19 protein-coding genes are annotated in these 23,514 nt (G+C 32.5%); 8 read left to right on the forward strand and 11 right to left on the reverse strand.

Annotated elements, in window-relative coordinates; genetic code table 11:
- The first annotated feature begins 3 nt into the window (after nt 1–3).
- Together Q4487_RS04865 and Q4487_RS04870 are read left to right on the forward strand one after the other, a co-directional pair.
- Nucleotides 4–522 carry a GNAT family N-acetyltransferase gene (locus Q4487_RS04865; RefSeq protein WP_303541256.1) on the forward strand — a complete coding sequence of 173 codons (519 nt, stop codon included), beginning with the start codon at nt 4–6 and terminating at the stop codon, nt 520–522.
- Nucleotides 523–532: 10 nt separating this feature from the next.
- Nucleotides 533–1,774, forward strand: a complete 1,242-nt coding sequence (locus tag Q4487_RS04870; RefSeq protein ID WP_303541254.1) for an ATP-binding cassette domain-containing protein — start codon at nt 533–535, stop codon at nt 1,772–1,774.
- 52 nt (nt 1,775–1,826) lie between these two features.
- Here the strand turns inward: Q4487_RS04870 and secDF are convergent, their stop codons facing one another.
- Both secDF and Q4487_RS04880 read right to left on the reverse strand, forming a co-directional pair.
- Nucleotides 1,827–4,829 carry a protein translocase subunit SecDF gene (gene secDF / locus Q4487_RS04875; RefSeq protein WP_303541251.1) on the reverse strand — a complete coding sequence of 1,001 codons (3,003 nt, stop codon included), beginning with the start codon at nt 4,827–4,829 and terminating at the stop codon, nt 1,827–1,829.
- A gap of 145 nt (nt 4,830–4,974) precedes the next feature.
- A complete protein-coding gene (locus Q4487_RS04880) occupies nt 4,975–5,901 on the reverse strand; it encodes a malate dehydrogenase (RefSeq protein WP_100896590.1) in 927 nt (308 codons plus the stop codon).
- Between the two features lie 255 nt (nt 5,902–6,156).
- Between Q4487_RS04880 and Q4487_RS04885 the strand changes: the two genes are divergently transcribed.
- Complete coding sequence (locus Q4487_RS04885; RefSeq protein ID WP_198519452.1) at nt 6,157–6,558, forward strand: hypothetical protein; 402 nt, start codon at nt 6,157–6,159, stop codon at nt 6,556–6,558.
- Between the two features lie 80 nt (nt 6,559–6,638).
- Here the strand turns inward: Q4487_RS04885 and Q4487_RS04890 are convergent, their stop codons facing one another.
- The 3 genes from Q4487_RS04890 to asnB form a co-directional block, all read right to left on the reverse strand.
- The gene (locus Q4487_RS04890) at nt 6,639–7,640 is read right to left on the reverse strand and encodes a DUF6588 family protein (RefSeq protein WP_303541246.1); all 1,002 of its coding nucleotides are present in this window, start codon (nt 7,638–7,640) and stop codon (nt 6,639–6,641) included.
- Nucleotides 7,641–7,712: 72 nt separating this feature from the next.
- On the reverse strand, nt 7,713–9,653 hold the full coding sequence (gyrB, locus tag Q4487_RS04895) for a DNA topoisomerase (ATP-hydrolyzing) subunit B (protein ID WP_100896592.1): 1,941 nt from the start codon (nt 9,651–9,653) through the stop codon (nt 7,713–7,715).
- Nucleotides 9,654–9,980: 327 nt separating this feature from the next.
- Nucleotides 9,981–11,645 (reverse strand): asparagine synthase B, encoded by a 1,665-nt coding sequence (gene asnB / locus Q4487_RS04900; protein WP_303541242.1) that lies wholly within the window; start codon nt 11,643–11,645, stop codon nt 9,981–9,983.
- A gap of 243 nt (nt 11,646–11,888) precedes the next feature.
- Here asnB and Q4487_RS04905 point away from each other — a divergent pair, with 243 nt between their 5' ends.
- A complete protein-coding gene (locus Q4487_RS04905; protein WP_303541239.1) occupies nt 11,889–12,416 on the forward strand; it encodes a DUF2911 domain-containing protein in 528 nt (175 codons plus the stop codon).
- 79 nt (nt 12,417–12,495) lie between these two features.
- Here Q4487_RS04905 and Q4487_RS04910 read toward each other — a convergent pair whose 3' ends face one another.
- The 5 genes from Q4487_RS04910 to Q4487_RS04930 all read right to left on the reverse strand — a co-directional run bounded on the left by Q4487_RS04910 (nt 12,496) and on the right by Q4487_RS04930 (nt 20,018).
- On the reverse strand, nt 12,496–14,115 hold the full coding sequence (locus Q4487_RS04910) for an amidohydrolase (RefSeq protein ID WP_303541236.1): 1,620 nt from the start codon (nt 14,113–14,115) through the stop codon (nt 12,496–12,498).
- An 80-nt stretch (nt 14,116–14,195) separates the two neighbouring features.
- Nucleotides 14,196–14,834 (reverse strand): hypothetical protein, encoded by a 639-nt coding sequence (locus Q4487_RS04915; RefSeq protein WP_303541235.1) that lies wholly within the window; start codon nt 14,832–14,834, stop codon nt 14,196–14,198.
- Nucleotides 14,835–14,838: 4 nt separating this feature from the next.
- Nucleotides 14,839–15,111 (reverse strand): hypothetical protein, encoded by a 273-nt coding sequence (locus Q4487_RS04920; RefSeq protein ID WP_303541233.1) that lies wholly within the window; start codon nt 15,109–15,111, stop codon nt 14,839–14,841.
- An 83-nt stretch (nt 15,112–15,194) separates the two neighbouring features.
- Nucleotides 15,195–16,964, reverse strand: coding sequence for a TonB-dependent receptor (locus tag Q4487_RS04925; RefSeq protein ID WP_303541231.1), 1,770 nt, complete (start codon nt 16,962–16,964; stop codon nt 15,195–15,197).
- 30 nt (nt 16,965–16,994) lie between these two features.
- Nucleotides 16,995–20,018 carry a tetratricopeptide repeat protein gene (locus tag Q4487_RS04930; RefSeq protein WP_303541229.1) on the reverse strand — a complete coding sequence of 1,008 codons (3,024 nt, stop codon included), beginning with the start codon at nt 20,016–20,018 and terminating at the stop codon, nt 16,995–16,997.
- Between the two features lie 173 nt (nt 20,019–20,191).
- Between Q4487_RS04930 and Q4487_RS04935 the strand changes: the two genes are divergently transcribed.
- The 3 genes from Q4487_RS04935 to Q4487_RS04945 are packed head-to-tail and all read left to right on the forward strand — an operon-like array spanning nt 20,192 to nt 21,977.
- The gene (locus Q4487_RS04935) at nt 20,192–20,875 is read left to right on the forward strand and encodes a cell division ATP-binding protein FtsE (protein ID WP_100896600.1); all 684 of its coding nucleotides are present in this window, start codon (nt 20,192–20,194) and stop codon (nt 20,873–20,875) included.
- A 25-nt stretch (nt 20,876–20,900) separates the two neighbouring features.
- On the forward strand, nt 20,901–21,776 hold the full coding sequence (locus Q4487_RS04940) for a cation diffusion facilitator family transporter (RefSeq protein WP_100896601.1): 876 nt from the start codon (nt 20,901–20,903) through the stop codon (nt 21,774–21,776).
- Nucleotides 21,777–21,791: 15 nt separating this feature from the next.
- Nucleotides 21,792–21,977 carry a hypothetical protein gene (locus tag Q4487_RS04945; RefSeq protein WP_100896602.1) on the forward strand — a complete coding sequence of 62 codons (186 nt, stop codon included), beginning with the start codon at nt 21,792–21,794 and terminating at the stop codon, nt 21,975–21,977.
- A gap of 78 nt (nt 21,978–22,055) precedes the next feature.
- On the opposite strand, the gene Q4487_RS04950 is transcribed toward Q4487_RS04945, so the two are convergent.
- Nucleotides 22,056–22,484 (reverse strand): peptidylprolyl isomerase, encoded by a 429-nt coding sequence (locus Q4487_RS04950; protein WP_100896603.1) that lies wholly within the window; start codon nt 22,482–22,484, stop codon nt 22,056–22,058.
- Nucleotides 22,485–22,848: 364 nt separating this feature from the next.
- Between Q4487_RS04950 and Q4487_RS04955 the strand changes: the two genes are divergently transcribed.
- On the forward strand, nt 22,849–23,469 hold the full coding sequence (locus Q4487_RS04955; protein WP_303541223.1) for a hypothetical protein: 621 nt from the start codon (nt 22,849–22,851) through the stop codon (nt 23,467–23,469).
- Nucleotides 23,470–23,514 lie beyond the last annotated feature (45 nt).

The raw sequence follows: 23,514 nt of genomic DNA on the forward strand, positions 1-23,514 counted from the left end.
ACAATGAAGTATCTTCTAAATGGCGAATCTTCTGAAAGATTATTATTTAGAAAATTAGTGCAATCTGACTTTAAAGATTGGTTGCCTTTTCATCAAGATCCAAGATCTTCAGAGTTTTGGGATGGCATTCCACAAGATGCCAATACAGCTTGCAAACAACAATTTAACAGAGCTTTTGAGCGCTACCAGTTTAATCTTGGTGGTATGAATGCGCTTATTTGTAAAAAAACAAATAAACTCATTGGCTTGTGTGGCTTACTGGTACAAACAGTAGACGATAAAGATGAATTAGAAATTGGCTACTCTATTCTTCCTAAATATTGGAAAAAAGGATACGCTACGGAAGCAGCTATAAAATGCAAAGAATATGCTTTCTCTAATAACTTTGCAGATTCTTTAATATCTATTATTCATATAGATAATATACCCTCACAAAAGGTTGCCATAGCAAACGGAATGCACTTAAGCAAAACTACCAGCTACAGCAACAACCCAGTAGACATATACAGAGTATATAAATAAATTACAACTAATGCCACAGCATTACACCATTTTTACAAGCAACACATCTAATACAAAAGTATTTATTACATCTTTATTTAAAGGAAGCCATAATGCTCAATTTAATTTTTTAAAAGAAAAAAAGGTTGCTTTATTCTCTAAATCAGAAATACATAAATTTATTAGAGAAGAAGAAATTCACGATATAAAAACAATAACAAACAACACCTCTCAACATTTAAAAACAATGTCTAGTGGTGAGCAAAAAAAAGCGTTACTTAACTACATTTTATCCAAAAAGCCCGATTATATTATTTTAAACAATCCTTATGATAATTTAGATGTAGCTTATCAAAAAACATTAAAAGATTTACTAATTAACATAGCTAAAGAAACCAGCTTAATTTTAACAATAAGCAGAATTGAAGATATGTTACCCATTGAGTCTAGCATATATAAATTACAAGAGAGTAATTTAAAAGCGTTTTCGTCATTAGAGACATATATAACATCATTAAGTAATGAGCACACATTAAAACAGCTTAAAATACCTAACAACACTAACGTTATTAACCACAAAAGCAAAGAACTTATTAGCTTTAAAAATGTTTCTGTTTCTTTTGAAAAGAAGCAAGTATTACAAAATATAAATTGGCAAATTAACAAAGGAGATTTTTGGCAGCTTATAGGTAAAAATGGAAGTGGAAAAACTACACTCCTATCTATGATAACCGGTGAGAACAGTAAAGGGTACGGACAAGAGTTGTATTTATTTGGACAAAAAAAAGGAACAGGAGAAAGTATTTGGGATATAAAAAAGAAGATTGGATACTTTACACCATCATTAGTAGACAGTTTTAAAGGAAACCACACAGTTAAAAATATGATTATTGGAGGTTTTACAGACGCTATTGGTCTTTACACAAAACCAACCGAAACTCAAATACAAATTGCTGAAGAATGGTTAAGCATAGCACAACTATTAGATTCAAAAAATAAATTATTTAATGAGATTACTGTGGGACAGCAACGCTTAGTAATGCTATTAAGAGCTATGGTAAAACAGCCATTAGTATTAATTTTAGACGAACCAACAGCTGGCTTAGACGATAAAAGCGCATCATTATTTGTGAATCTTGTAAACCATATTGCCTGTAAAAAACAAACAGCAGTAATATTTGTATCTCACAGAAAAGAAAAAAATCTAGAACCCAGAGGCATATTGGAGTTACAAATTACCCCAAAAGGATCTACAGGAGATATTTTAAAATAAAAAAGCTGCTTACAATTTGTAAGCAGCTTTTTTTATCTTTTACAGATTAAGATTATTCTTTGTCTTCTACAACAACATCTTCTTTACCTGATTGTATTCTTTTCTTTAAAGTATCAAACATAACTGGTGTTGCAATAAATAAAGATGAGTACGTACCTACAATAACACCTATTATCATAGCAAACATAAACCCTCTTAAAGATTCACCACCAAAAATAAAGATAGCAAGTAATACTACTAAAGTTGTTAAAGAAGTATTTAACGTTCTACTTAATGTACTGTTTAATGCTAAACCTACATTATCACCAGAACTCCATCCTCTTTCTCTTACTATTTCTCTAATACGGTCAAAAACAACAACGGTATCATTTAAAGAGTAACCAATTACTGTTAATATTGCCGCAATAAATGCTTGATCTATCTCCATATTAAATGGCATCACCTTACCTAATAAAGAGAATACACCTAATACTACTAATACATCATGGAATACCGCTACAACAGCTCCTAAAGAGAATTGCCATTTACGGAAACGGAATAAGATGTATAAGAAAACTACAAATAACGATCCTAAAATTGCCCAAACAGCATTTTTCTTAATATCATCTGCAATAGTTGGTCCTACTTTTTTAGATTTTAATATACCTATAGACACATCATCTGTACCACCATTATTAAACTCCTCTAGAGTTAAACCACTTGGCAATAAGTTTTGTAATGATGTAAATAATTTTTCTTGAATTTCTTCATCAACAGCTATATCCTCTGCGTCTACTTTGTATGAAGTAGTTATCATTATCTGATTATCTTCACCAAAAGTTTTTACGTTAGTACCACTACCAAATACTTCACTTAGGTTTGAAGAAATTTCAGCTGTATTCACATTCTGATCAAAACGAACCTGGTAAGTTCTACCTCCAACAAAATCTACACCTTGCTGCAAACCATTAGTTGTTAAAGAAAATAATGCTACAATAATTAATAATCCAGAAATGATATAAGCAATCTTTCTTTTCTTAAGGAAATCTATACTTAAGTTCTTGAAAAGGTTTCTTGTTAATCCTGTACAGAATTCTAAAACTTTTCCTTTACTACCTGTATAACCTTCAACAAATAATCTAGTTACAAATATTGCTGTAAATAAAGATGTTGCAATACCTATTAATAAAGTAGTAGCAAAACCTTTAATTGGTCCAGAACCAAATATAAATAAGATAATAGCCGTAAGACCAGTTGTAATGTTTGCATCTAAAATAGAAGACAAAGCATTACTAAAACCATCTGATATAGCTAAAGCCTGACCTTTACCTTTTGCTAACTCTTCTTTTATACGCTCAAAGATAAGTACGTTTGCATCAACAGACATACCTATTGTTAATACAATACCAGCAATACCAGGTAATGTTAATACAGCACCTAAACTTACAAGCACACCAAATATTAATAAGATGTTTAATAACAATGCAATATCTGCAGCTACACCGGCTTTACCGTAATAGAAAACCATCCAAACTAATACCAATGCCATTGCAATTAAGAAAGACATTAAACCACTATTAATAGACTCATGCCCTAATGATGGCCCAACAACTTCTGACTGAATAATATCTGCTCTAGCAGGTAACTTACCAGCTCTTAGAACATTTGCAATATCTTTTGTTTCTGTAATTGTAAAATCTCCAGAGATTTCTGTACTACCACCAGATATACCACCTACAACAGAACAACCTGGAGCAGTATAAACTCTATTATCTAAAACTACAGCAATACCAGTTTGGTTTAAGTTAACCTCACTTGTAAATTTTTGCCATTGTTTAGCCCCTTTAACGTTCATATCCATACCAACTGCTGGTCTGTTAAACTGGTCAAACTGAGCACGTGCAGCACTAACTACATCTCCACTCATTTTAGGAGCATTATCTCTATTACCTTTTAATGCATATAAGCCAACAACCTCAGAACCCTTAGAAGGACGTTCCCAAGCAAATTTAACGTGCTGTATAGCATTTGGTATTAATCTTTTAATTTCTGGCATACTAAGGTACTCATTAACCTTAGCCGTATCTTTTATGGCAAATTCTGCAATAACAAAACCTGCACTAGGAATTCCTTTTATTAAATCTCCTAAAGGATTTATTTGTGTAGCCACATCTAAAGAATCCTGAGTAACATCTGATAATAAAGAATCTATTTCAGATTCTGGTTTAGACTCAGTATCTTCTGCAGTAGCCGTTTTTGTATCTACTAAAGATCTTAACTTTTCATTAGCTGCATTTATAAATTGCATAACGTTAGGATCGTTTTTAGGATACGTTTCCCAAAACTCTAACTGTGCAGTACTAGAAAGTAACTCTTGTGCTCTTGCTTTATCTTTTGCTCCTGGTAATTCTACCAAAATACGACCAGATGTACCTTCTCTTTGTATGTTTGGTTGTGTAACACCAAAACCATCTATACGTTCTCTTAATACTTCAAAAGCAGATTCTACAGACTCATCAATTTTTTTACGAATGATAGATTTCACTTCTTCATCAGAAGCTTCCATAGATTTTATTTCTTCACTTAATGATTTTGTAAAGAAAATATCCGGAGAAGCATATTTTAAATCACCCTTATTAGCATCAAAAGCTTCAAAAAATAAATCTACATATGTTTTATCACTGCTTTTAGAAGCCTCATCAGCATCTTCTAAAGATTTAAGAAAAACAGGGTTTTTAGTATTATTTGCTAAACCAGATAAGATATCTTTTATCTTAATTTGAAGCGTTACATTAATACCACCTTTAAGGTCAAGTCCCTTGTTTAATTCTTTCTTTTTAGCTTCTTCATAGCTAGTATAACCAAATACAGATTCGCCTCCAATAGAGTCTAAATATCTAGTTTCCAATGCTTCTCTTTTGCTTGCAAAATCATTTTCTGATTCAGAAATTTTGCTAGCTGCATAAGTTGCTGCTTCATTTTCAATCTTACTACTTATAAAAGTATAGGATAATTGATAGATACTTACGATCCCAAATAAAAAAGCAAACAGCTTTATAAGTCCTTTATTATACATTAGTTTTTGTTTATTATTGGTAATTTTATATAGCGTGCAAATATATCATTTAAGATAAGAATTGCCAATATATTTACAATATTATATAGAATAAGGGTGTACAAATAAATTTGTCACCCTTATTCTAATCAATTTCTTATAAATATTATAATTCTAAAAGTGCGTTAGTTTTAGAAACTCCTGCTGCACTTTCTTGCATTTTTGCTTTTTCAGCATCACTAAGTTCAATCTCTACTATTTTCTCTATACCGTTTTTACCTAAAATAACTGGCACACCAATACAAAGATCATTTAAACCGTACTCACCCTCTAACAAAGTAGAACATGGGAACATTTTCTTTTGATCACAAGCAATAGCCTGTACCAAACCAGAAACTGCTGCACCTGGAGCATACCAAGCACTTGTTCCTAACAACTTAGTTAATGTAGCACCACCAACTTTAGTATCTGCAGCAACTTGCTCTAATCTTTCTTCAGATAAAAACTCAGAAACCTTTACACTGTTTCTAGTAGCGTGCGCTGTTAATGGAACCATTCCTGTATCACTATGACCACCAATAACCATACCGTCTACATCAGAAATAGGAGCTTCTAAAGCCTCTGCTAATCTGTATTTAAAACGTGCACTATCTAAAGCACCACCCATACCAATAATTCTGTTTTTAGGCAATCCTGTAGTTTTATGTACTAAATATGTCATTGTATCCATTGGGTTACTAACAACAATTATAATTACCTCTGGAGAGTGCTTAATTAAGTTTTCTGAAACTGTTTTTACAATACCAGCATTAATACCAATCAATTCTTCTCTCGTCATTCCTGGTTTACGAGGAATACCAGATGTTATAACAGCAATATTAGAACCTGCAGTTTTAGAGTAATCATTAGTAGAACCAACAATTTTAGTATCAAAACCATTTAAAGATGCTGTTTGCATTAAGTCCATTGCTTTACCTTCTGCATATCCTTCTTTAATATCTAACACAACAACTTCTGATGCAAAATTTTTAATTGCAATGTATTCTGCACAACTAGCGCCTACTGCACCTGCACCTACTACCGTTACTTTCATAAGTATATATTTATTTAATTTTTAATGATTTGTTTACTGACCGTAAAAATAAAGAATTTTAACATTATAAATAAGGTATACAGCAACTTTAATATTCTTTTATAGGTATTAAAATGATTAAAACTTAGTTTAATGTTAAAGAAAGATGTATTTAAACGAAAAACCACAAAAAAAGGTGCTATACATCGATAATAATGAAATACACAACAAAATACTGCGTTAGAACAATATCCAAATTAATAAAAATACCTACTTATGAAAAAACCCCTACATTTTTTCATAGCGACTTTTGTGTACATTACAATATTTAGTTGCTCTGAAATTCCCGAAAACAACGATCCTATTCTTGGAATATGGGCTAAAACAACAACATCAGAATCTGGCGTAGATTCTAAACAAGAATGGATTTTTAACGATGCATACAAAGGAAGGTTTCATAGTTACACTAATGACAACGTGGCTTTTTTAACTGATTTTAGATGGGTAATAGAGGGCGACACCTACACTATTACGTATCCAGAGACTGATATGCCTAGTGACCAAGTAAAGATTAAAACAACAGAAGCAGCCAATAGCACAGAAAGAACCTCTGAAAATGCTTCTGCTACCGTTATATTAGAAGAAACAAACGGAGAAACTTTGGCCTTTAGAGAATAAAGCATAATAAAGTTTTTCTACCCAAAAAAGCCCTAGAAACTAATCTAGGGCTTTTTTATTCTTTTTAATATTATTACTTACTATCTAAAACCAAAATTAACACCAAAAGACAAGTTGTTATACTTTGCCATAGAGTAATCTGCGTGTATTCTAAAAAATCCTAACTTTAGCTTTGCACCAATGTTACCTGTAACACCACTAGCATCTGATTTTATAGAAAAAGGATCTGTATAGGTATCTCCTATAAATGGACCAGACTGAACCCTGTAAGTACCTAACACATCTACAGTAGATTTACCCGTTAAGTATCCTAAACCACCATAAAAGTTAATTATTGGCATTTTAGTAGACACAACTGCCTGAAAAACCCAGGTATTCATTTTCATATCTAATCGTTGGTTTTCACCTGCAATTACACCTTGGTCTGTAAAATCATACATACCTGTTAAATGCGTATACCCAATAACACCAGATATTGCAACAGGTAATATTTTATTTGCTGGTAAGAGCTTAGTAAAATCGTGCTGCAGACCAACACCAAACATACCTACTTCTACATCATCAGTCTTTATTTTTGGTAAAAACCTAGCTTTTATTTCTGTTCCTTTTATTAAACCTACACTGGCTTGTATAAATGCAGACGGCACAAAGTTTATATTTTCTGATGCTAAACCAGATGGAAGTTCAAATTCTTCTCTAAATAATCCGTTTTCATCTTCAACAAAAACATTTATACCTTCTATATCTCCTAAACCTGAAGAAACTTCTTTGGAAATACTACCATCTACAAATTGTAAATTTTCATAATCCTCTGTATTTAATACAAATGATTTTTTATCACTTGGAGACTGCGCCATATTACCAATAATAGAAATCTCAAAACCTCCTAAAGGTTTTGCGTCTGCAGTATTATACCATCCTCCAGAGATACTATAAAGCATACCTTCGGACACAGGTGATAAATAATCATTAATAAACTTATTTGCATCATCTACACCTGCAGCAAAAACTTCATTTGCGCTAGATTGGGCAGATGTATAAGCACTTAACGCCAAGAAAATAACTAAACTAAACTTTTTCATAGAATTGTTTTTTTTATAAAACTAAAAAACTCGCACCAATGGTGCGAGTTTTTGTTGTATAAACTTACTTTATTATGCATCAATGTTTGCATAAACGGCATTTTTCTCTATAAACTCTCTTCTAGGAGGTACTTCATCTCCCATTAACATTGAGAATACACGGTCTGATTCTGAAGCACTTTCAATGGTAATTTGTCTTAATGTTCTAAAATCTGGATTCATTGTAGTATCCCACAATTGCTCCGCATTCATCTCCCCAAGACCTTTATACCTTTGTATACCTACGCTACCATTAAAGCTATCAGCAATTTCATCTCGTTCTTTGTCTGACCAAGCATACCTTTTCTTTGTTCCTTTTTTAACTAAGTATAATGGAGGTGTTGCTATATAAATATGCCCTGCCTCTATTAATTCTCTCATAAAACGGAAGAAAAAAGTAAGAATTAAAGTTTCAATGTGACTACCATCTACATCGGCATCACACATAATAACTACTTTATGGTATCTTAATTTTTCTAAGTTTAGTGCTTTACTATCTTCCTCTGTACCAATAGTTACACCTAGAGCTGTATATATATTTTTAATTTCTTCGTTTTCAAAAACCTTATGTTGCATTGCTTTTTCAACATTTAGGATTTTACCACGAAGCGGTAATATTGCCTGAAAATTTCTGTCTCTACCTTGCTTAGCAGTACCACCCGCCGAATCTCCCTCTACAAGGAACACTTCGCATTTTGTAGCATCTTGCTCAGAACAATCTGATAATTTTCCAGGTAAGCCACCTATACTCATTACCGTTTTACGCTGTACCATTTCACGAGCCTTAGTAGCTGCATGACGTGCTTGCGCTGCCAAAATAACTTTCTGCACAATTACTTTAGCATCATCCGGATTTTCTTCTAAATAATTAGTCAACATTTCTGATACCGCCTGACTTACTGCAGAAGATACTTCTCTGTTTCCTAATTTAGTTTTTGTTTGCCCTTCAAACTGTGGTTCTGCTACCTTTACAGATACAATTGCAGTTAAACCCTCTCTAAAATCATCACCTTGAATTTCAAACTTTAACTTCTCTAACATTCCTGAAGCATCTGCATACTTCTTTAAGGTAGATGTTAAACCTCTTCTAAAACCAGAAAGGTGTGTACCACCTTCATGTGTATTAATGTTATTTACGTAAGAGTGAAGATTTTCTGAATACGATGTGTTATACACCATAGCAACCTCTACAGGAATACCATTTTTTTCACCTTCCATAGAAACAACTTCACGAATAAGTTGCTCTCTGTTACCATCTAAGAATTTTATAAATTCTTTAAGACCTTCTTCAGAAAAGAAAACTTCTGATAAAAACTCTCCTTTTTCATCGGTAACTCTTTTATCTGTAATTGTTATAGTTACACCTTTGTTAAGGTAAGCTAACTCTCGCATTCTACTAGAAAGCGTTTCATAGCTATACTCAGTAGTTTGCGTAAAAATAGTATCATCAGGATAAAAAGTAACTATTGTACCAGTTTCATCTGTATCACCTATACTTTTTACAGGGTATAAAGCTTTACCTTTAGAATACTCTTGTTCCCATATTTTACCTTCTCTAAAAACAGTTGCTTTTAGATGGTTAGATAATGCGTTAACACAAGATACACCTACCCCGTGCAAACCACCAGATACTTTATATGAATCTTTATCAAACTTACCACCTGCACCAATTTTAGTCATTACAACCTGTAATGCAGAAACACCTTCTTTTTTATGAAGACCTACTGGTATACCCCTACCATTATCTTTGGTAGTGATAGAACCATCTTCATTTATTGTTACACTAATAGTATCACAATGACCACCCATTGCCTCATCAATAGAGTTATCTACTACCTCGTAAACTAAGTGGTGCAAACCTCTAACACCAACGTCACCAATATACATTGAAGGACGCATACGTACGTGCTCCATACCCTCTAGGGCCTGAATACTGTCAGCTGAATAATTATTCTTTTTTGCTTCTTCGCTCATTATATATATATTATTGTGCTTAATTTCATCATAAAAAATACAACCTAACAAATATAAAATATTGAGTTCTTAATTTTAAACGGTTTTAAGACTGTTTTAAAATAGTTATTAACATTTTCTTTGCAACAGAGAACACTGCTTAAACACGCTTAAATTGATTTTTAAGATGTATTTGATATAAAACTCAGATTTTACAAATTATAAAATAAAATAAAATGCTCTTAAAAGGCTTTAAACGAAAAGGAGCACCAATACATTGGTGCTCCAAAAAGACTAATTATAATTAAAACCCTAGAATAGGCTATAATTCAAGTTATATTTTACTTTTTAATATGCTTCATCATGTACGTTAGCTATTGCTCTACCAGAAGGGTCGTTCATATTTTTAAACGCTTCATCCCATTCTAAAGCTGTTGCTGTACTACAAGCTACACTTGCCTCTTGCGGTACACTTAATGCTGCTGCATCACTAGGAAAATGTCCTTCAAAAATAGTTCTATAATAATACTCTTCTTTGTTTAATGGTGTATTAATAGGAAAACGAAATGCTGCATTTTCAATTTGCTCATCTGTTATTTCTTTCTCAACCAATTCTTTTAAAGTATCAATCCAGCTATATCCTACACCATCAGAAAACTGTTCTTTTTGTCTCCACGCTACGCTTTCTGGTATCATATCTTCAAACGCCTTACGAACTACCCATTTCTCCATACGTTCCCCGTTAATCATTTTATCTTTAGGGTTAATACGCATAGCAACATCCATAAATTCTTTATCTAAAAATGGTACACGACCTTCAATTCCCCAAGCTGCTAAACTTTTATTAGCCCTTAAACAATCGTACATATGTAACTTATCTAATTTACGTACAGTCTCTTCATGAAACTCTTGTGCATTTGGCGCCTTATGAAAATACAAATAACCACCAAATAGCTCATCTGCGCCTTCACCAGACAATACCATTTTTATACCCATAGACTTAATAACACGTGCCATTAAGTACATTGGTGTAGAAGAACGAATGGTAGTAATATCATACGTTTCTATGTTATAAATAACATCTTTAATAGCATCTAAACCTTCTTGAATTGTAAACTTAATTTCATGGTGTACAGTACCAATATGATCTGCTACTTTTTTTGCAGCAGCCAAATCTGGTGATCCTTCTAATCCAACAGAAAAAGAGTGCAGTTGTGGATACCAAGCATCTGCTGTATCACCACTTTCTATACGTTTTTGTGCATATTTTTTTGCAACAGCAGAAGTTACAGAAGAATCTAAACCACCAGACAATAATACTCCGTATGGTACATCAGACATTAACTGTCTGTGAACCGCTGCTTCTAAAGCTTCTTTTACTTCTTGTATGCTAGTTTCGTTTTCTTTAACAGCATCATACTCCATCCAATCACGAGAGTACCATTTTTTTAACTCACCATCTTTACTATGTAAATAATGACCAGGAGGAAATAATTCTATTTTTGTACAAGTACCTTCTAATGCTTTTAATTCTGATGCAACATAGAACGTACCGTTTTTATCCCAACCCATATACAAAGGAATAATTCCCATATGGTCACGAGCAACAAAATATTCATCTTTATCGGCATCATAAATAGTGAAACCAAAAATACCATTTAACTCATCTAAAAAATCGACTCCCTTTTCTTGATACAAAGCCAAAATAACCTCGCAATCAGATTCTGTCTGAAAATCATATGTATCTTTAAACTGCTTACGTAATTCTCTGTGATTATATATTTCTCCATTGGCAGCTAATATTAATTTACCATTAGGACTTAATAATGGTTGTTTACCAGAAGCCGGATCTACAATTGCCAAACGCTCGTGTGCTAAAATAGCTTTATCGTCTGCGTATATACCACTCCAGTCTGGACCTCTATGTCTAATTTTTTTAGACATCTCTAACAACTGAGGTCTTAAAGCCTCAGTGCTTTCCTTTACATCAAATGCACAAACTATTCCACACATATTATTAATCTTTATATCAATTTGATTACAAAGATGAATTAAAGGTTTCAATTTAAAAACACATACGCTTATATTGATTTCAATTTGAAACATTTTAAACCGTATTACAAGTTATTTAATAGGCATAAAGAGTATTGCAATAAAAAAAACAATCATTTTGTAAGTTGGCATAATTTTAGCGACCATATAATTCATTACTGCGAAAATGTCGCTAAATTTGAAAAACACAAAAAACAAACATTTATGAAAAGATTAATTGCATTATCAGCACTTGTATTAACTATGGTATTTACTACTAACGCAACTGCTCAAAAATTTCCTGGCTTAGATAAAAGTCCGGCCGACATTGCCTCTCAACCATCTAGCTACAAAATTTCAAAAAAGAACATACGTGTTGTTTATAGTCGCCCTCAATTAAAAGGAAGATTAGTAAAAGATTTGGCTCCTGCAGGAAAAGTATGGAGAACTGGCGCCAATGAGGCTGCAGAAGTTACTTTTTACGCAGATACAAAATTTGGAGGTAAAACAGTAAAAGCTGGTACTTACTCTTTATTCTCTGTACCTGGAGAAAAAGAATGGACTGTAATTTTAAACAAAAACTTAAACCAATGGGGTGCTTACTCTTATGAGAAAGATGCTGACGTTATTAGAGTTACAGGTAATGTATCTAAAAGCAAAGACGCTATAGAAGCTTTTTCTATTACTTTTACAGATACTGATATGGTAATGGGTTGGGGAACTACTATAGTTTCTGTACCTTTTTCTATTTAATTAGCAGTACGCTTTAAATATAAAACCCGAAGCTACATATAGCTTCGGGTTTATTTTTGGCTTTTAAGTTTTTCTATAACTATTTTACTTTCTTACCTCCTATAAAAACTTGTTCTGCTGTTATGGTTGGAATATTAGAAGCTTCAACCTCCATAATATTATCACTTAAAATTACAAAATCTGCTTTTTTACCTGGCTCAATACTTCCTTTTTCATTTTCTTCAAAATTAGAATAAGCAGCCCAAATTGTCATCCCTTTTAATGTCTCTTCTCTAGACAAAGCGTTTTCCATTTGAAAACCACCTTCTGGATAATTTTTAGTGTCTTTTCTGGCAACAGCTGCATAAAACGTTAAAAACGGACTTACACGTTCTACCGGGAAATCTGTTCCTAAAGCAACAACACCAGCTATATCTAATAATTTTTTAAATGCATAAGCACCTTTTACACGCTCTTCTCCCAGCCTGTCTTTTGCCCAGTACATATCACTAGTTGCATGTGTTGGCTGCACAGATGGTATAATTCCTAGTTTAAAATAATCAAAATCTTTTGGCGCAATAACCTGTGCGTGTTCTACTTTCCAACGTCTGTCTTTTGTATTTTTTAATGCCGATTTATAAGCTCGTAAAACCGCTACATTAGCAGAATCTCCAATAGCATGCGTATTCATTTGATAGTCGGTTTTTGCAATTCTTTTAGCAAGACTATTTATTTTTTCTACAGGAGTAACCATAGCACCATAATGATTGTGCTTGTCCGAGTACTCTTCTTTTAAAGCCGCGCCTCTAGAACCTAGTGCACCGTCTCCATACACTTTTACAGAACGAACATTTAATCCGTCTGTTTTTACAATCCCTTTAGTTAAGTAATAATCTAAATTTTCTTTGTTTGCACTTATCATAGCATAAACACGGATATCCATTTCTCCGTTTTGCTGCAAGCTGTCTATAATTTCTATAGTTTGCTTATCTAAACCTGCATCATTAACCGTTGTTAACCCATAATCTACACATATTTTTTCTGCATCTTTTAATGCTTGTGCTTGAGTTGCTATACTTGGTTTGGGCAAAACATCATCTATTAAAACCATTGGATTATCTACCAAAACACCTGTAAGTTCATTATTAACCTTTACAATTTCACCACCACTAATTTTAGTGTCTTTTGTAATTTTAGCAAGGTCTAATGCATATTGATTTACAATGTATGCGTGGCCATCTACACGTTCCAATACAACAGGAATTGAAGGAAAAAGAGAATCTAAAGCCTCTTTTGTTGGAAATTCTTTTACTTCCCAATCATTTTGGTCCCAACCTCTACCTCTTATAAATGTTTTGGTATTAGTTTTTTGAAAAGCAGAAACACGCTCTACAACCTCATCAAAACTTTTGGTATCAATTAAATCTACCACTTGCTGGTTCATCCCTAATCCAAAAAAATGACAATGCGCGTCTATTAAACCCGGAGTAATTGTTTTACCACCGGCGTCTATTGTTTTGTCTGATGCATACTTTTCTGCAATTTCTTCTGCAGTACCAACAGCTACAAATAAATCATCTTTTACAGCAAAAGCTTGTGCTTTTGCAAACGTAGAATCTACCGTATAAACATTTGCATTGGTAACAATATAGTCTACCTTTTCTTTTTTAGGATTACAAGCCGCAATTACCAGCAGTAATACAAGTGTTAATTTTTTCATTAGTTTTTGAGTTTTTTCAAAAATAACGAAATAATAAGATTTAAAATAAATTAATAAAAACGAACACCATAAGTATGGCATTATTTGCTTAACATACCAAGAATATATGTAGTACCAGAATCATAACCTGTACCAAAGAAAAGTTCATCTCTTGTTATAATTGATTCTACAAACAAGTATTTCCTTATTTTACACGTAAGCAAATCATCTTTTAACTCTTGCATTGCTTTTAGAGCAAGTAGATTTAACAGTCCGTTAAACACCAAAAATTTATACTTTTCACTTAATTTGTGCTTTTCTATAAACACATCTAATTCCTCAAAATTGCTTAGTAACAAGTAGCGCCTTTTTGGTAGATATTTTGTATCAGAATTCCAATCTAAATCTTCATCTGGTTTATTTTTAGAACCTGCTATGTAAATTGTAGTTTTAATTTTTCCATTATCAAATTGTGGAAATGATAAATCAGCAAGTCCAAAATAGATTGACTTAATGTCTTTAGGTATAGGTTCTCTTTTTAAAACCTCTACCAACCAATCTTTAAACTCTAAATATAGCTTGTGTTCATCTATATTTAAAATTGGGAAATTACGCCGCAATAAAACTTTTTTAATTTGATTGTAACCAAATTGAATATCTAAGGACTGCTCTATTTGCTTTTCAAATAGAGCATCTATAAGTTTCCAGTTTAATGCTTTGCTTAAATTATTATACAACATTTAATTAATCTCTACTAAATCTCCATATAATTTTAATTACTATTAAAACTACACCTAAAACCCACCACATACTTTCTTTAGAATCCTCTTTTACATATGTAGATACCTTATCTTTTGCTGCTATTTTTTCAGCTTCATTGGCATCTAACACAAAAGTATTACAATTGTCTTCAAAAGTTGGTTTTCTACCAGTTAAAGAACAATTTATTCCTGTATTGGGATCAAATTTTCTTTTTTCACATTTTTTACACAGTACTAATTGTTCTGATAAATTCATTATAAAGTTTTAAATGGTTCATTAATTATTTATGAATCATTTACATAAAGTGAAACTTAATAACGTTTAAATATGTGTTTTTATTACCAGTTAAATTTATAAGTTGCCCCTGCAAGTACTTGGAAGCCCTGAACTGGATAATTTGCCCAACGTTGGTAGTTGTTATTTGCTATGTTTGCTGTTTTTATAAAAAGTGATAATTTCTCATCTAAACGGTAACCCACGTGCGCATTAGCATCAAAATAACTATCTAAAGTTACTACTGTAGACACAAAATCTTGTGGTTGTGTACCAGTTGCCGCAACAGAACCTAAATCTTCTCTTTCACCTACAAAGAATAAGTTAGCTCCCATAAACCATTTTTCATTAATTTGATAATCCAAAAATAAAGACCCCTTTACTTTTGGCAAGTTCCAAGCAGGATTGTCTGTTTCTGTTGTGTAGCTAAAAACCTCAGCATTTATACCTAAAGCAAAGTTTCTGTTTACATCTACATTTAATTCTCCAAAGAATGAAAATGTTTTTATATCATCATAAAAAATATCAAATGTATTCCCTAAATGATAATCTTTATCTTCATCTGCTCTAAAAGCATTTTCTGGATTTAACTTATATAAAGCTCTATTATTTTCTGCCGTATAAGATGCCTTTACATTGTAACCTAAATTAGTTAATAATTGCCCTTTTAAACCTGCATAGGCATTGTACTGACTATCGGTTGGTAAAATTGTAAGTGTTGGTGATACAAATGGATTCTCATCTACAAAATCGTGATAAGAATTTTGATGTAAATCTCCCTCTATACCGCCATATGCAATTGCTGTTTCTCCAGACAATCTATACGATGCTGTTACTGCAGGGTAAATATACAAGTTACTATCGCTAGCCTCTGTATCTAAACCATATACTACATTAGCTCCTAAATTTAAAGTAAGGTCATCTCTTAATATAACCAAGCTAGGGTTTACACCAAACTGTACCTGACCAAATTTAATTTCGCCAGTATTATCTGTGTTATTTAAACTAGCATTTTTAAATTTACCACCAAGGTAATCTAGCTTTACATTAAAGTTAATTAACTCATTAGAAATTGGCACTTCTACAGCTGCATTAATAACCGCTCTATTTTCTCCGGATTCTGTTGCATCCCAAAAACGTCTTAACAATACATCACCACCTTTAATTAGGTAATCTTCCATCTTAAGCTCTCCTCCAAGTTCTGCATCAAAATAATGTTGTTTTTCATCTATAAGACTTTCTGGTATTGTACCCAAAGCATCTTCTGTAACACCATACCAACTGTATAACTTATGTTGTAAAGCTAAATTGGCATTCCATTCTAAATCTCTTTCTCTTCTTGTATAAATACCTTTTACTTTAGTATCGTAAAAAACATTATCTACAGGAGCTTCTTCTATATCTCCACGAGAAGAATGATGGTTTAACCCTATATCTAAAGTTTCGTTTCTGTTAATAGGTCTACTTGTATAAAAATCTACCAAAGCATTGTTGTAATTTCCCAAACCTAAAGAAGCATAAGAATTAAATAACTCCTCTGGTTTTTTCTTTTTTACAGCAGTGGCTTTACCCTTTGCTGGTGTAAATGTAGAAGCTACAGGCACAGAAAAAATACTATAATTAATTGGCTTTTTCTTTAATTCTACCGCCCCATTAATAACAGGTGTAGATTTTAGTTTAAAAGCATCTGCAATAGTTGGCTTGTATGCTTTTACTACCGTTACAGTCTCTGTTCCTAAATCTTTCTCTTCTTTATCCTTGTCTTTATCTTGTGCAAAGGCAATTGGTGCCAATCCTAAAAATAAAGTTATAGTTATATAGATATACTTTTGCATAGTGTGTTCTTAATATTAGTTGCCTTTTTTTTAGTTTCCATCTGGACTTATAGAAGAGTTGCTACGTGCTTCCTTGGTTTTAATAAGTCGCTGTTCTGTTTGTGCCTCTGCAACTATGTCTGGGTAACTGCTAAAGTTTTTTATAATATTTTCTAAAATATAATTTGCTTGGTACGCATCTCCCAATGCATCGTAATTTTTAGCCATAACTAACAAGCCTTTTCCTGCCCATTCTTTATATCCCGAAAAATCTTTAACCAATGTTTGCACTGATGCAGAAGAAGCTTCATAGTCTTGCTCCTTGTTTTTAAAGTACGCATTGTAATACCAAGCCTCTGCACCTCTTTCTCCTGTTGCTATTTTTTGTACCGTAGCATATGCTTCTTTTGCTTTAACCTCATCGTTGGTTTTAATAGCAGAACGCGCTATCATAATATGAGCATCACTTTTAATACGGTTATCTATACTCTCTGTAGCTAACACTTTTTCTGCATAAGCAATAGTTTTGCTATAGTTCTTTTGGTTGTAATAACCTTTCATTAAGTTAGACTGTGCAAAGGTTACATTTTGTTTAATATTTGCTGTTTGCTCTAGTTTCTCTAAGTAAGGAAAAGCATCTGTGTATTTATTATCTCCTATATAAATTTCACATACACGCGCTATTGCCTGCTCTGTAAATTCTGCAGCTCCTTGGTCTGCAACGTATTTATAATGTGGTAATGCATTTGCTTTTTGCCCTTTGCCAAAATACAATTGCGCTAGTTTAAAGTTTGCGTCTAAAATATGAGAACCGTTAGGAAATTCTTTAATGTAATTCTCATAGCCTCTAATAGCCGCATCTGTTTTATTTTCTATAAATTGTTTTTCAGCAGAATCATAGGTAGCATTATCTAATTCGGAATCTGTAACTTCTACAAAATCTAAATCTCTAACCCAGTTTGCATATTCATCTACCCTACCAAGATCTACATAAACTAGTTTTGCTGTTGCTACAGCTTGTATTGCCTCTTGTGTTTTGGCGTGGTCACGCACAACTGTTTTAAATTTAGCTAAGGCTTTTTCATTTCTACTTGCGTTATAGTGCACTAAACCTTGGCGTAGTAATGCTCTTGGCACTAAACTACTTCCTTTATAGTCGCTAATTAATTTATTATATGCTTGTAAACCTAAATCTTCCTTACCTAATTTAATGTATGTGTTTCCTAACTCATACAAAGCATCATCCTTTAAAGTAGATTTGTTATACTTTGTTACAAAGCTTTTTAGTTCACTAATTTTAGTATCACTCTTACCAACAAAACCATAACTTAGAGCTCTTTGGTAAGCGGCATAATCTTTTTGTCCGCCTCTGTTTTTTAAAGCGATATTATACGTTTCAATAGCCGGCCAATACTTGCTAGTTACAAAGTAGCAATCTCCCAAACGTAAATAAGCATCGTTTAACTTAGCCTCGTCTTCTGGTTTGCTATCTGTATATTTTTTATAATATGATGTTGCATTTACGTAATCATTCAGTTTAAAATAAGTATATGCTAAATTGTAATCTAACTCCTTATTTTCTTCTGTAGAAACAGACATTGGATTCTGTTGAAAAGCTACAAACGATACCAAGGCATCATCAAACTTGTTTAGTAAATAAAGTGATTCTGCTTTCCAGAAATTTGCTCTGGCTTTAAATTTTGGTTCTTCGGCATTATCTAAAGACAAATTAAACGCATCTAAAGCAGTATTGTAATCTTGCTCTAAAAACAATTCTACGCCTCTGTAAAAAGCAACCTTTTGGTACGTTTCTTTACTAGCGTAATTTTTATTCTTCTCTAGCAACTCCAAAGCACCTTTGTAATTTTTAGATGTAATGTAAGAATCTACTAAAAGCTCTTGAATTTCTTTAGCGTGCTCACTATCTGGGTAGTTTTCTAAATATTTAGTTAGTACTGCTGGCACAGGCTCGTATGCATTACCAATTTCATAACTAAGTCTGGCATAGTTTAAATAAGCATCTTTTTTAATTTGCTCAGAATAATCCATCTGAGATGCATTTTTAAATGCATTTAAAGCTTCTTGTTTTTTATCTAGTTTTAAATAACATTCTGCTAAATGGTAATATGCGTTTTGAGACACACTGTTATCTCCATCTATAATATTATTAAACTGGTCTATACCATTTGCGTAATCTCCTTGCTTATAGTAACTGTAACCAAGCAAATAATAATCTGTATTACTCCACTTACCACGTTTACCTTTGTACTCTGTTAAATAAGGTATAGCATTATTGTATTGTTTTAGGTTAAAGTAACTTTCACCTATTATTTTATTTAATTCTGATACCTCATTCCTATCTGCTTTTGGCAACTGTTCTTTGGCAAGTGCTATAGCTTTTTCAAAATTACCAAGTTTAAAATTCATATCTGCTTGGTAGTATGATAGTTTTTCTTTTAACTCGTCCTGATCTGTAATCTGGTCAAAACGCTCATTTGCCTCTTGGTAATTATCTTGCTCATAAGCAATATAACCTAAGTAATATTTTGCTTGAGAACCGTAGGTTGCCGAGTTGGTAACACGATTTAAATAACGTTCTGCGTCTTTGTATTTTTTAGATGAAAAAAGAGCGTATCCGTTGTTAAACTCAAATCGTTCTTTGTCTTTCCTAGACATAGAAGATTGGTCTACTTTAGCATACCATTTTAAAGCGTGCGGATACTTACCCGTTTCAAAATAATAATCTGCCACATCTAAATAAGCTGTATTTCTTTTGGTAGACGTTGGGTAGTCTGCCACAAACTTCTCCATAAGTTTATCTGCACCAAGCTGATTAAGACGTATTGCAGCCGTAGCAATGTAGTAATGACTATTGGCTTTTGTCTCGTAATCATTGGTGCTTTTTGCCACTTCTTTAAAAACGGCTTGTGACGCTTGGTACTGCTTGTCGTTGTACAAAGACAGTGCTTTTACGTAATCTTTATTCTTGTGTGTGTAAATTTCTGTTTTTTGCGAATATCCATAGATAGACATCCCCATAAAACATAGGAGTATTGCAATTTTTTTCATTTTCATATAGACAAGGTCTTATAGTGATATACCTTTGTTAAATTATATAACGTTTAAAATGGCTAAAAGTATATTAAAACTAAGAAAAATATTTTTTACCAAAGCGCATTACTTTTACCCTTAAACTTATTACTTTTATATCAACAATAATACCAGTAAATTTATTTACCTCAAAATTTATGCAAGACACTATTTTAGAACTTAAAGACGTTTCCGTTTTTCAAAAAGACAGCCTTGTGCTTAATAACATCTCTTTAGAGATAAAAAAGGGCGAGTTTGTTTACCTTATAGGAAAAACAGGAAGTGGAAAAAGTAGTTTTATGAAAACCCTTTATGGTGACTTAGCATTAAAAGAAGGTAGCGGTACTATTGTAGATATAGATTTAAAAACAATGCAAGAAAAAGACATTCCGTTTTTACGCCGTAAACTTGGTATTGTTTTTCAGGATTTTAAATTATTACCAGACCGTACTATAAATAACAATTTACTTTTTGTTTTAAAAGCTACAGGTTGGAAAGACCGCACCAAAATGGATACTAAAATTGAAGAAGTTTTAGACAAGGTTGGTATGAAAACAAAAGGATTTAAATTTCCGCATGAGCTTTCTGGAGGAGAGCAACAGCGTATTGCAATTGCACGTGCTTTACTTAACGACCCTGAACTTATTTTAGCCGATGAACCTACAGGAAACTTAGACCCACAAACTAGTGTAGAGGTTATGAAAGTGTTGCAAGATATAAACAAAACCGGACGCACAATTTTAATGGCAACACACGACTATGCACTTATATTAAAATACCCATCTAAAACTTTAAAGTGCGATGACAATAAGGTGTTTGAAGTAGTACAACGCGCCGTATAAAAACAACTTACAAAGGCCTACAACTATGAATGTTGAAGACACCGCCATTAAAACAACCTATTTTAGTATAATAGGCAACCTTTGCTTGGCTATTATTAAAGGGCTTGCTGGCTTTTTTGGTAATTCTTACGCTCTTATTGCAGACGCAATAGAATCTACTACAGATGTTTTTTCTTCTTTACTTGTTCTAGTTGGTTTTAAATACGCAAAACGCCCTGCAGATAAAAATCACCCATACGGACACGGAAAAATAGAACCCCTAATTACCTTTTTGGTTGTTGCTTTTTTAGTTACATCTGCCACAATAATTGCTTATGAAAGCATACAAAACATACAAACACCGCACAAAATACCCAAAGCCTGGACGCTTATAGTTTTAGGAGTTATTATTATCTGGAAAGAAACCCTATACCGTATAGTTTTAAAAAAAAGTAAGGAAATACATAGCTCCTCTTTAAAAGCAGATGCTTGGCACCACAGAAGCGATGCAATAACATCTGTAATGGCCTTTATTGGTATCTCTATTGCACTTGTTTGTGGTAAAGGATATGAAACCGCAGATGATTGGGCTGCTCTACTTGCCTCCGGTTTTATATTATATAATAGCTATTTAATTTTAAGACCTGCACTTGGCGAGGTTATGGACGAGCAATTGTATGATGATTTAATTGATGAAATAAGAAACAAATCTATACAGGTTGATGGTGTTTTAGATACCGAAAAATGTTTTATACGTAAAGCAGGTATGAAGTTTCATATAGATTTACACGCCATTGTAGACGGAAAAATTACAGTAAAAGAAGGCCATGATATATCTCACAAACTAAAAGATTATCTTATGACTGAGATTCCAAATCTAGAATATGTTTTAATACATATAGAACCAGATACATACGAGTAGCACAAATACATAAAAATGAACAACAAACAACATCATAAGGGCAAACAACTAGCAACATTTGGTATTTGCGGCGTAATAGGTGGTATTGCATTACTTACGCTACAGCAAAAAATACTTGGTATTATTTGTATTGCTAATGGTGCATTGCTTGCTTACACAGGTTACAAAAAGATGAAGACTGCTTCTGAAAACAAAGAATAACCTAAAACTATTTTTTAATAAAAAACCCGATAAACTTTAATAGTGTTTATCGGGTTTTTATTTTATAAAGAGAGATGCTTATTTAATCTCTAAAACTTCTAGATCAAAAATAAGGTCTTTACCTGCTAAAGGATGGTTACCATCTATAACAATAGACTCTTCTTTAACTTCTACTACCATTAAGTTCATTTCTCTACCATCTGGAGCTTTAGAAACTAATCCCATACCTACTTTAGGCTCCATATCTTGTGGTAATTCAGATTTTTTTACTTCTTGTATTAAAGCTTCATTAACCTCACCATATGCTTCTTCTTTAGCAATAGTAATAGTCTTTTTTTCGTTTAGCTTCATATCTATAACACCTTTTTCAAAACCAGGTATTAATTGTCCTTGTCCTAAAGTAAACTCTAGCGGCTCTCTACCTTCAGAAGTATCAAAAACTTGTCCGTCTGCCAACTTCCCTGTGTAATTTACTTTAACCGTGTTGTTTTCCTTAACTATACTCATATTGTATTTTTCAATTTTTAAAATATCCTTTGCATAATTTTTACGCAGCCTATATTTTATTTTAAACTTAGGGTTATAAAAGCACTAAAACCAAGCCAAAGGAATAAAAACCTGACATAAAAGGGTATAAACACTATTTTTATCAAACTAAAAAAAAGAAAAAAACGCTACAGCCCTTTATAAGTAGTACTATAGGGAGTTAGGTAAATGCTAAAAAAATATAAATTTAAAAAAATGAAATCAGCAACTATGTCAGGTTTTGCTATAAAAACGGATATAAATTAATTGTAAACGATTACAAAATCAATAAAAATTAGCCCTTAAAAACAATTACATTAGCTAAAATGTTATTAGTAATTGAAGTATGAAGAATAGTCTTGAAGAATTTTCTAACACCTTAAAAGATTTTCAAAGTATATTACGTACCACTAAATTTGGGAGTAAAAACGACTTTTTAACTAGAGAGAACCAAACACCAATAACTCACGTAAAAGAGAAAGTACTTTCTGCAGAACTAAGTTTTTTATACACCAATTATAGTACACTTTTAATTTTACCACACATACATATAAACACCTTTTTTAGCTTACACCCAAAGTTGCATATTTTTGGAAAAGGAGCAGCTATGACTAAAAAACACAATCCTTGGAAAGATGGCAAGGTTGTAATAGGACATTCTTTTAATGCATCATCTAAAAAAATATGGGCAGATACTACACAAGAACACACTCCCATTTACGTTACAGATATAGAAGGCAATTTTATACAACTAACACCTACTATAAACCTATTTTTTAAATTATTAATTGAGTTGTGCATAAGCTATAATGACAATAGAGACAAAGAACCAAAATGTGGTAGCCATACAAATTTATGGGATTTACACAGAGAAGAAGTAGTTTCTCCTTACTTTGCTAATCGTATAAAAGACTTAGTATCACCATACGAGGCATTTTTAATAACTGCCGTTTTTACACAAGCGTAAACTCTTGCTTTCATTTCTATTTTCAATCAATTTTAAGTAGTATTT

The organism is Cellulophaga sp. 3_MG-2023 (assembly GCF_030546975.1).
Taxonomy (GTDB): domain Bacteria; phylum Bacteroidota; class Bacteroidia; order Flavobacteriales; family Flavobacteriaceae; genus Cellulophaga.

Excerpts from the sequence above, each read along its gene's own strand:
- Q4487_RS04865 (WP_303541256.1), top strand. The coding sequence starts at position 4 with ATGAAGTATCTTCTAAATGGCGAATCTTCTGAAAGATTATTATTTAGA.
- Q4487_RS04870 (WP_303541254.1), top strand. The coding sequence starts at position 533 with ATGCCACAGCATTACACCATTTTTACAAGCAACACATCTAATACAAAA.
- secDF (WP_303541251.1), bottom strand. The coding sequence starts at position 4,829 with ATGTATAATAAAGGACTTATAAAGCTGTTTGCTTTTTTATTTGGGATC.
- Q4487_RS04880 (WP_100896590.1), bottom strand. The coding sequence starts at position 5,901 with ATGAAAGTAACGGTAGTAGGTGCAGGTGCAGTAGGCGCTAGTTGTGCA.
- Q4487_RS04885 (WP_198519452.1), top strand. The coding sequence starts at position 6,157 with ATGAAAAAACCCCTACATTTTTTCATAGCGACTTTTGTGTACATTACA.
- Q4487_RS04890 (WP_303541246.1), bottom strand. The coding sequence starts at position 7,640 with ATGAAAAAGTTTAGTTTAGTTATTTTCTTGGCGTTAAGTGCTTATACA.
- gyrB (WP_100896592.1), bottom strand. The coding sequence starts at position 9,653 with ATGAGCGAAGAAGCAAAAAAGAATAATTATTCAGCTGACAGTATTCAG.
- asnB (WP_303541242.1), bottom strand. The coding sequence starts at position 11,645 with ATGTGTGGAATAGTTTGTGCATTTGATGTAAAGGAAAGCACTGAGGCT.
- Q4487_RS04905 (WP_303541239.1), top strand. The coding sequence starts at position 11,889 with ATGAAAAGATTAATTGCATTATCAGCACTTGTATTAACTATGGTATTT.
- Q4487_RS04910 (WP_303541236.1), bottom strand. The coding sequence starts at position 14,115 with ATGAAAAAATTAACACTTGTATTACTGCTGGTAATTGCGGCTTGTAAT.
- Q4487_RS04915 (WP_303541235.1), bottom strand. The coding sequence starts at position 14,834 with ATGTTGTATAATAATTTAAGCAAAGCATTAAACTGGAAACTTATAGAT.
- Q4487_RS04920 (WP_303541233.1), bottom strand. The coding sequence starts at position 15,111 with ATGAATTTATCAGAACAATTAGTACTGTGTAAAAAATGTGAAAAAAGA.
- Q4487_RS04925 (WP_303541231.1), bottom strand. The coding sequence starts at position 16,964 with ATGCAAAAGTATATCTATATAACTATAACTTTATTTTTAGGATTGGCA.
- Q4487_RS04930 (WP_303541229.1), bottom strand. The coding sequence starts at position 20,018 with ATGAAAATGAAAAAAATTGCAATACTCCTATGTTTTATGGGGATGTCT.
- Q4487_RS04935 (WP_100896600.1), top strand. The coding sequence starts at position 20,192 with ATGCAAGACACTATTTTAGAACTTAAAGACGTTTCCGTTTTTCAAAAA.
- Q4487_RS04940 (WP_100896601.1), top strand. The coding sequence starts at position 20,901 with ATGAATGTTGAAGACACCGCCATTAAAACAACCTATTTTAGTATAATA.
- Q4487_RS04945 (WP_100896602.1), top strand. The coding sequence starts at position 21,792 with ATGAACAACAAACAACATCATAAGGGCAAACAACTAGCAACATTTGGT.
- Q4487_RS04950 (WP_100896603.1), bottom strand. The coding sequence starts at position 22,484 with ATGAGTATAGTTAAGGAAAACAACACGGTTAAAGTAAATTACACAGGG.
- Q4487_RS04955 (WP_303541223.1), top strand. The coding sequence starts at position 22,849 with ATGAAGAATAGTCTTGAAGAATTTTCTAACACCTTAAAAGATTTTCAA.